This is a genomic window from Streptomyces sp. PA03-1a (assembly GCF_033792805.1).
In the GTDB taxonomy this organism is placed as follows: domain Bacteria; phylum Actinomycetota; class Actinomycetes; order Streptomycetales; family Streptomycetaceae; genus Actinacidiphila.
In genome coordinates this window covers 1-8,868 of record NZ_JARAVO010000319.1, presented here as the reverse complement: position 1 = coordinate 8,868, position 8,868 = coordinate 1, and the positions used below count along the sequence as shown (strand labels likewise).

Annotated in this window: 6 protein-coding genes; all 6 read left to right on the top strand. The window is 71.3% G+C overall.

Annotated features, from left to right (window positions below; all coding sequences use genetic code 11):
- Positions 1-2,417 (top strand): M4 family metallopeptidase (locus PV341_RS41305; RefSeq protein ID WP_500360530.1); only part of this gene is annotated, 2,417 nt, incomplete at its 5' end.
- Between the two features lie 128 nt (positions 2,418-2,545).
- Positions 2,546-3,565, top strand: a complete 1,020-nt coding sequence (locus PV341_RS41300; RefSeq protein WP_500360528.1) for a helix-turn-helix transcriptional regulator — start codon at positions 2,546-2,548, stop codon at positions 3,563-3,565.
- Between the two features lie 112 nt (positions 3,566-3,677).
- On the top strand, positions 3,678-5,183 hold the full coding sequence (locus PV341_RS41295) for an aldehyde dehydrogenase family protein (protein WP_500360526.1): 1,506 nt from the start codon (positions 3,678-3,680) through the stop codon (positions 5,181-5,183).
- Positions 5,184-5,582: 399 nt separating this feature from the next.
- Entirely contained in the window at positions 5,583-5,672 is a 90-nt protein-coding gene (gene kdpF / locus PV341_RS41290) for a K(+)-transporting ATPase subunit F (protein ID WP_326579416.1), read from the top strand.
- Positions 5,672-7,336 (top strand): potassium-transporting ATPase subunit KdpA, encoded by a 1,665-nt coding sequence (gene kdpA, locus PV341_RS41285; protein ID WP_500329331.1) that lies wholly within the window; start codon positions 5,672-5,674, stop codon positions 7,334-7,336. Before kdpF ends, kdpA begins: the two co-directional genes overlap by 1 nt.
- A partial coding sequence (gene kdpB, locus PV341_RS41280) for a potassium-transporting ATPase subunit KdpB (RefSeq protein ID WP_500360524.1) occupies positions 7,336-8,868 on the top strand: 1,533 nt, incomplete at its 3' end. The genes kdpA and kdpB, both read left to right, overlap by 1 nt.

Below are 8,868 nucleotides of genomic sequence, written 5' to 3'. Positions count from 1 at the left end.
CCCCCACCGCCGTGCAGGGCGCGGTGCGTCAGGTGCGCGCGGAGCTGGCGAAGGGCGGATACCGTCCCGCGCACGCCAAGAGCGCCAAGGACGACCTGGCCGGCACCGACCGCGGGCTGACCGTGCTGCCCACCGGCAAGGGCGTGCTCGCCCGCCACGTCACCGTGCGCGGCACCGACCCGGCCACCGGCGCCCCCGTGGTCCAGGAGGTCTACGTCGACGCCGCCACCGGCGTCGCGGTCTTCGAGTACGGCGGCCTGCCCACGTTCGCCCCGACCGGCTCCGCCGGCGGCGCCACGCACCGCAGCGGCACGTCCATGCGCAGCGGCACCGCGATGCGGGGCGGCGCGCCCGCGGCCGCGACCGGGTCGACGGGCGTCACCGGCAGCGGCATCCTGCTCAGCGGCACCACCGTGCCGCTGAACCTCAGCAAGGACGCCGGCACCGGTCAGTACCTGCTGCGCGACACCGCGCACATGGCCGACAGCAAGAGCCACAACGTCATCCAGACCTGGGACGCCTCCAGCGTCTGGTACCAGGACGTGTCGGGCCAGTGGCCGGAGAGCGTCGTGCCGTTCGCGATGCCGACCACGAAGGCGCCGCAGGAGATGACCGACAGCGGCGCGGTGGACGCCCACTGGGCGGCCGGGAAGGTGTACGAGTTCTACCGCGGCACCTTCCGGCGCGACAGCCTCGACGGCAAGGGCATGGCCATCAACTCCCTGGTCGGCGTGACGGACTTCGGCTCGCCGTTCGTCAACGCGTTCTGGGACCACACCAAGATGGTCTACGGCACCGGTGACGACGAGTACCGCTCCCTCGCCTCCGACCTGGACGTCGTCGGCCACGAGATGACCCACGGCGTGGTCGAGCACACCGCCGACCTCGTCTACGCCGGCCAGTCCGGCGCCATGAACGAGGCCATCGCCGACTACTTCGGCAACGTCATCGACGTCACCGTCAACGGCACCTCCATGACCGACCCCGAGGCCGGCCTCATCGGCGGCGACCTCTGCCGGACGCGGGCACCGAAGGACTGCGCCTTCCGCGACCTCAACGACGGCGCCACCACGAAGGGCTTCCTCGGGCTGCCCCTCGGCTCGTCCTACGACAACGGCGGAGTGCACGTCAACTCCACGATCTTCAGCGGCTCGCTGTGGGACATCCGCGAGAGCCTCGGCGGCGAACTCGCCGACCAGATCGTCTACAAGGCCCTCACTTCCTACATCACGCCCCTCGACGGCTTCGACGAGGGCCGCGACGCCGTCATCGCCGCCGCCAGGTCGCTGCACGTCAAGGGCGACCGCCTGGCCAAGGTGAAGAAGGCCTTCGACGCCCATGGCATCGTCCCCGGCTGGGAGCAGGACCTGGGCCTCGACAGCGATGTGCTGATGGGCAGGCTCGGCACCCTGATGCAGTACGTCGGCACCGGCAACAGCCCCAGCGCCCACGGCGACTGGTGGGCCGCCCCCAGGTCCAGCGCGGACGGCACCGAGCCGTACGCCGTGTGGACCGGCCGCACCGACGGCAAGGGCAAGCCCCGCCGGATCTCCCCGGTTGACGGACGCTCCCACCTCAGCCCCGTCACCGACGGCAAGCGCGTGGTGTGGGTGGCGGTCGGCGACGTCCCCGGCGACGACCCCTGGCTGCACACCTACGACATCCTGTCCGCGCCCGTGGGCGGCGGCGCCGTCAAGACGCTGTACAGCACCACCTCGGAGATCAGCGGTCTGAGCGTGGACGGCGACACGGTCGCCTGGTCCCGCCGTGACGAGGCGACCTCGCTGCAGCAGGTCCTGTACCTGAAGGGCGGCGACACCACGCCGCGTCAGGTGCCGCTCGGCCGGGACTACAACCAGGCGGTCGAGCCCGCCGTCAAGGACGGGCGCATCGCATACATCCACGACGGCATGTTCGACGGCACCTACGGGGTCGTCGTGGAGGTCTTCGACACCCGGACCGGGAAGACCGCGGTCCTCGGCGCGGCCTCGCAGCCGGAGTGGATCAGCACGCCGGTGATCACCGCTGCCGGGGTGTACTGGCTGATCGACACCGACTACACCGACGACGACTTCACCACCCTGCGCCGGGCGTCCGTCGACGGTTCCACCGTCACCGACGTCATCGCGGAGAGGGGCCCGCGCCCCGTCCGGGCGTTCGGCCTCACGGCGTCGGACACCGCGGTCACGCTGACCGTGTACGCCTCGTTCTCACAGGTCTTCGACGACTACAACGACTCGCTGGCCAAGCTCTACCAGTTCACCCCGCAGGGCACCCCGCTGGGCCGGGTCTCCTGCAGCAAGGGCCAGCAGTCGAACGCCGCCGCAGGCACCGGCAGCCGCGTCCTGTGGATGGACACCACCACCACGGACACCGACCTGGTGACCCGGGCCCGCCCCGCGGGCACCTGCCGCTGAGCGGCCGCCACACCGCACCACCCCGACGGGGGCCCGGACCGGCGCACGCCGGACCGGGCCCCCGCCGGCCTTTCCGCGAGGCGTACGATCATCACGCGGGGCGCGGACGTACAGGGGTGGCAGGCTGCATGGATGTCTCATCGGGCGGTCCTTGGGCGGGGACGGGGCTGGGCCCCCTGGGCGGCCGGGTCCTGGAGTACCTGGTGAGCCACCCCTCGGCGGACGCCGCCGCGGTGGCCGAGGCGGTCGGCACGTCCGCCGACGAGGCCGAGCGGGCGCTGCGGGGCCTCGAGGACGAACTCCTGGTCATCCGCATCCCCGGCGGTTCCCCGCGCTGGAAGGCCGGCCCGCCGCGCTCCTCGCTGGGTTCCCTGCTCGCCCGCAGGCGGAGCGAACTGGCCCGTACCGAGCTGTTCATGGAGCAGCTCGACGAGCTCTACCGCTCCGTCGCGCACCCCGGCGCGCCGAACCTGGTGGAGGTCCTGGAGCACGGCGACGAGGTCGCGGCCCGTTACGCGTACCTGCTCAAGGGCAGCAGGAGCGAGGTGCTGCACCTGGCCAAGCCGCCCTACGTGACCGGCACCGAGGACGACTCGGGCCACCGGGACCCGGACCGTACCGCCGTCGCCCCGGGCGTACGGCTGCGGTCGGTGTACGAGGCCGACGGCTTCACCGACGACGTGTCCCTGGAGACCGCGCTGCGCGGCACCGCGGTGGGCGGTGAGTTCCGCCTCGGTACCCGGCTCCCCGTCAAGCTGGCGCTCTTCGACCGGACCGCCGCCCTCCTCCCGCTCCAGGGCGACCGGCCCTCGGCGGGATCGCTGGTGGTGCACTCCCCGGCCCTGATCGAGGTGTGCGCCGCGCTCTTCGAGGGCATCTGGGAACGTGCGACACCGGTGTCACTGGAGAGCCGCCAGGACTGGCCCGTCGCGCGCCGCGAGCGGGAGACCGTGGAGACCGACGAACGGACCCGGGAGATCCTCCACCTCATGGCCACGGGGATGAAGGACGACGCCATCGCCAGGGTGCTGGGCGTGAGCCGCCGGACGGTGCAGAAGCACGTCAGCGAGGCGGGCACCGCCCTCGGCGCCCGCACGAGGTTCCAGATCGCGCTCCTCGCCCATGAACGCGGCTGGCTGGACGGCTGAGCCGACCGCCCGCGGCCCCGCCCGGCCGTTTGGCCTGCGCTATACGCGGTGTTTGCCGATATAAAACGTTCAATCACTGTATACGGCACGTACGGGTGCAAATCTGGAGTGTATGCGTACTTCGGAGCTGTCGAATCCGTACGGCGCGACCGGCGCACGACCGACCGCGGGCGAGATCGTGGACCGGCCCTGGCACATGCTGATCGGCGGGGAGGCGACCGACGCGGCCTCGGGCCAGACCCTGGACGTGGTCAATCCCGCGGACGAGACGGTGGTGACCCGGATACCCCTCGGCGGCGTCACGGACGTCGACGACGCGGTGGAGGCGGCCCGTACGGCGGCGCCCGCGTGGGGGGCCACCTCCGTGACGGACCGGGCGCGGGTGCTGGTCGCCCTCGCGGAGGCGATCGAGGAGCACGGCGAGGAACTGGCCTGGATCGACACCATGGACAACGGCAGCCCGGTCGCGGTCATGCGGGGCGACTTCCGCGTCGCCGCCGCCCAGTTGCGCTACTTCGCCGGACTCGCCCTCCAGTTGCGCGGCGAGACCGTCCCCATGGCCGACCACGACGCCCTCGACTACACGCTGCGCGACCCCTTCGGCGTCGTCGGGCGGATCATCCCGTGGAACCATCCCCTGATGTTCGCGGCCGCCCGCATCGCCGCACCGCTCCTCGCCGGCAACACCGTCGTCCTGAAGCCCGCCGAGGCGACCTCGCTGTCCGCGCTGCGGCTGGGCGAACTGGCCGCCGGCCTCGTACCGCCCGGGGTCCTGAACATCGTGCCGGGCCTGGGCTCCGTGGCGGGCGAACGGCTGGTGACCCACCCCGACGTCCCGCGCATCGCGTTCACCGGCTCGTCCACCACGGGACGTCGCGTCCAGGCGCGCGCGGCGAGCGCCGCGGTCAAGACGGTCACCCTCGAACTGGGCGGCAAGAACCCGCTGGTCGTCTTCGCCGACGCCGATGTGCACGCGGCCGTGGACGGCGCGATGGCGGGCATGAACTTCACCTGGCAGGGCCAGAGCTGCGGCTCCACGTCCCGCCTGCTGGTCCACCGCTCCCTGTACGAGCGCGTCGTCAAGGAAGTGGGCAGGCGCATGGACGCCATGCGCCTCGGCGACCCGGCGGACCCCACCACGGACATCGGCCCCCTGGTCTCCGAGGAGCACTACCGCAAGGTGACCTCCTACATCCGGGCGGGACTGTCCGACCCCGCCCTCCGCCTCGTCGCGGGCGGCAGCGCCCCGCACCGGCCCGGCTACTACGTACGGCCCACCCTCTTCGCGGCCCACGCCGGCCCCTCCGGGCCGCTGTTCCGGCAGGAGATCTTCGGACCGGTGCTGGTGGCGGCGCCCTTCGACGCGTACGACCAGGCGATCGCCGAGGCCAACGCACTGCCGTACGGCCTGACCGCCAGCGTCTGGACCACCGACCTGCACACCGCCATGGCCGCGGCCCGCGACCTGCGCGCCGGCTACGTGTGGATCAACGCCAGCTCCGCGCACATCCCCGGGACCGCCTTCGGCGGGGTGAAGAACTCGGGCGTCGGCCGCGAGGAGGGCATCGAGGAGCTGGAGTCCTACACCCAGCCGAAGAACGTCTACGTGCGGTTCTGAGTCCGCTCCGCACCACCGGGCCGGACGGCCCTCCTCGCCCCCCGACCCCCGCTGCGGCCGGCCACGCCCGCTCGGGGGTCGTCGCTGCTCCGAGCCCCGCCGACCGCCCCGCCGACGCGCCACGTCACCCCCGTCACCCGTTCCGCCGGGCGGCGTCAAAGTGGCGTCAAGCCGCTCCGGGGCCGCGTCAGGAACCCGCTAACGAAGCCCGTCGGGGGCACTGCGGGGCGCTTCGCTACGTACACCGGTTTTTTACCGGCGCCGCGGGCCCGACCGGGTACACGGCATCGTCCCCACACGACTTCCGGGGTGTCTCCGCATGCCAGATGTGGCCTTCATCGTCCTCACCGTCGCTGTCTTCGCCGTGCTCGGCCTCGTGGCCAAGGGGGCGGAGCGGCTGTGAGCATCGAAAACGTCGTCGGACTCGTCGTCGCCGTGGCCCTGGTCGGTTACCTGGTGCTGGCACTGATCTACCCGGAGAAGTTCTAGTGAACGACACCCTCGCGGGCTGGCTCCAGATCCTCGCGCTGGTCGGCGCGCTGGCCCTGACCTACCGGCCGCTGGGCGACTACATGGCCCACACCCTCACCTCCGCCAAGCACCTGCGCGTCGAGCGCTTCGCGTACCGGCTCGGCGGGGTCGACGGTGACGCGGACCAGAAGTGGTCCGTATACCTGCGGAGCGTGCTGGCCTTCTCGGCCGTCTCCGTCCTCTTCCTCTACGGCTTCATGCGGCTGCAGAACCACCTGCTGCTGTCCATAGGCATGCCCGCCGTGACGCCCGGCGTGTCCTTCAACACGGCCGCCTCCTTCGTCACCAACACCAACTGGCAGTCCTACTCTGGTGAGTCCACGATGGGCCACCTGGTGCAGATGTCCGGTCTCGCGGTGCAGAACTTCGTGTCGGCCGCCGTCGGCGTCGCCGTCGTCGCGGCCCTCATCCGGGGCTTCACCCGCAAGAAGACCGACCGCATCGGCAACTTCTGGGTGGACCTCACCCGGATCACCGTGCGCGTGCTGCTCCCGCTCGCCTTCGTGTTCGCGATCGTGCTGGTCGCCGGCGGCGTCGTGCAGAACTTCCACGGCGTCGAGTCGATCTCGACCCTGGTCGGCGACCACCAGAGCATGACCGGTGGCCCGGTCGCCTCCCAGGAGGCCATCAAGGAGCTGGGCACCAACGGCGGCGGCTTCTACAACGCCAACTCCGCCCACCCCTTCGAGAGCCCCAACCCCTTCACCAACTGGCTGGAGATCTACCTCCTGCTGGCGATCGCCACCTCCCTGCCGCGCACCTTCGGCCGCATGGTCGGCGACAACCGCCAGGGCTACGCGATCATCGCCGTGATGGGCGTGATCTGGGCCGCATCGGTCGCCATCATCACGGTGAACGAGCTGCACAGCGTGAGCAGCCAGGCCGGCCACTTGGCGGGCGGCATGATGGAGGGCAAGGAGCAGCGGTTCGGTGTGTGGGGGTCGGCGCTGTTCGCGGCGTCGACGACGCTCACCTCCACGGGCGCCGTCAACTCCTTCCACGATTCGTACTCGCCCATCGGCGGCGGGATGACGATCTTCAACATGATGCTCGGTGAGATCGCCCCCGGTGGTACCGGCTCCGGCCTCTACGGCATCCTCATCCTGGCGATCATCGCGGTCTTCGTGGCCGGACTGATGGTCGGCCGCACCCCGGAGTACCTGGGCAAGAAGCTCGGCGGCCGGGAGATGAAGTTCGCCTCCCTCTACATCCTCACCACCCCGGCGATCGTCCTGATCGGTGCCGGCCTCGCCATGGCGATGCCGGGTCAGCGCGCGGGCATGCTCAACTCCGGTGCGCACGGTTTCTCCGAGGTGCTGTACGCCTTCACCTCGGCCGCCAACAACAACGGCTCGGCCTTCGCGGGCCTGACCGTCAACACCGACTGGTACAACACCGCGCTCGGCCTGGCCATGCTGTTCGGCCGCTTCCTGCCGATCGTGTTCGTCCTGGCGCTGGCGGGCTCCCTGGCCCGGCAGCAGCCGGTGCCGGCCACGGCGGGCACGCTGCCCACCCACCGGCCGCAGTTCGTCGGCCTGCTGACGGCCGTGATCCTGATCGTCGTCGGCCTCACCTACTTCCCGGCCCTGGCGCTGGGTCCGCTCGCGGAAGGTCTGTCCTGATGTCCCTGACCACCCTCGAACCCCCCGCGTCGCCGGGGGGCGCCCCGACCGGGCCGCAGCAGCCGCACCGGGTCTCCGGCGGCATGATGGACCCGAAGCAGCTCCTCACCTCGCTGCCGGACGCGGTCAAGAAGCTCGACCCCCGGGTCATGATCAAGAACCCGGTCATGTTCGTGGTCGAGGTCGGCGCGGTCCTGACCACCCTCTCGGCGATCAAGGACCCCAGCGTCTTCGCCTGGGTCATCACCGTGTGGCTCTGGCTGACCGTGCTCTTCGCCAACCTCTCCGAGGCCGTCGCGGAGGGCCGCGGCAAGGCGCAGGCCGAGACCCTGCGGCGGACGAAGACCCACACCGTTGCCCGCCGGCTGATCGACTGGCGGCCGGGGGCCACCTCGCTCCGTGAGGAGGAGGCCCCGGCCTCCGGCCTGAAGCTGGGCGACCACGTCGTCGTCGAGGCCGGGCAGATCATCCCCGGTGACGGCGATGTCGTCGAAGGCGTCGCGTCGGTCGACGAGTCGGCGATCACCGGTGAGTCGGCCCCGGTCATCCGGGAGTCCGGTGGTGACCGCAGCGCGGTCACGGGCGGCACGAAGGTGCTGTCGGACCGGATCGTCGTCCGCATCACCTCCAAGCCCGGCGAGACCTTCATCGACCGGATGATCGCCCTCGTGGAGGGCGCGGCCCGGCAGAAGACGCCCAACGAGATCGCACTGAACATCCTGCTGGCCTCGCTGACCATCGTCTTCCTGCTCGCGGTCGTCACCCTGCAGCCGTTCGCGATCTACGCGGGCGCCGAGCAGAGCATCGTCATCCTCGCGGCGCTCGTCGTCGCGCTCATCCCGACGACGATCGGCGGGCTTCTGTCGGCGATCGGCATCGCCGGCATGGACCGCCTGGTGCAGCGCAACGTGCTCGCCATGTCCGGCCGCGCCGTCGAGGCCGCCGGCGACGTGAACACCCTGCTGCTCGACAAGACCGGCACCATCACGCTCGGCAACCGCCAGGCCGCGGAGTTCCTCCCGGTCGGCGGTGTCGGGGACGCGGAGCTCGCCGACGCGGCGCAGCTGTCCTCACTGGCCGACGAGACGCCCGAAGGCCGTTCCGTCGTCGTCCTGGCGAAGGAGAAGTACGGTCTGCGGGCCCGTCACGAGGGCGAGCTCGGGCACGCCGCGTTCGTGCCCTTCACCGCGCAGACCCGTATGTCCGGCGTCGACGTCGACGGCCGCCAGGTCCGCAAGGGCGCCGCGTCCGCGGTGACCGCGTGGGTCGCCGAGAACGGCGGCCGGGCCGGCGAGGAGGTGCAGTCCCTGGTCGACCGCATATCGCAGTCGGGCGGTACGCCGCTCGTCGTGGCGGTCAAGGAGGACGGCGCGGCCCGCGTGCTGGGTGTCATCCACCTGAAGGACGTGGTCAAGGAGGGCATGCGGGAGCGGTTCGACGAGCTGCGGCGGATGGGCATCCGCACGGTGATGATCACCGGTGACAACCCGCTGACGGCCAAGGCGATCGCGGACGAGGCGGGGGTCGACGAC

Coding starts and splice junctions, on each gene's coding strand:
- PV341_RS41300 (WP_500360528.1), top strand. CDS start 2,546: ATGGATGTCTCATCGGGCGGTCCTTGGGCGGGGACGGGGCTGGGCCCC.
- PV341_RS41295 (WP_500360526.1), top strand. CDS start 3,678: ATGCGTACTTCGGAGCTGTCGAATCCGTACGGCGCGACCGGCGCACGA.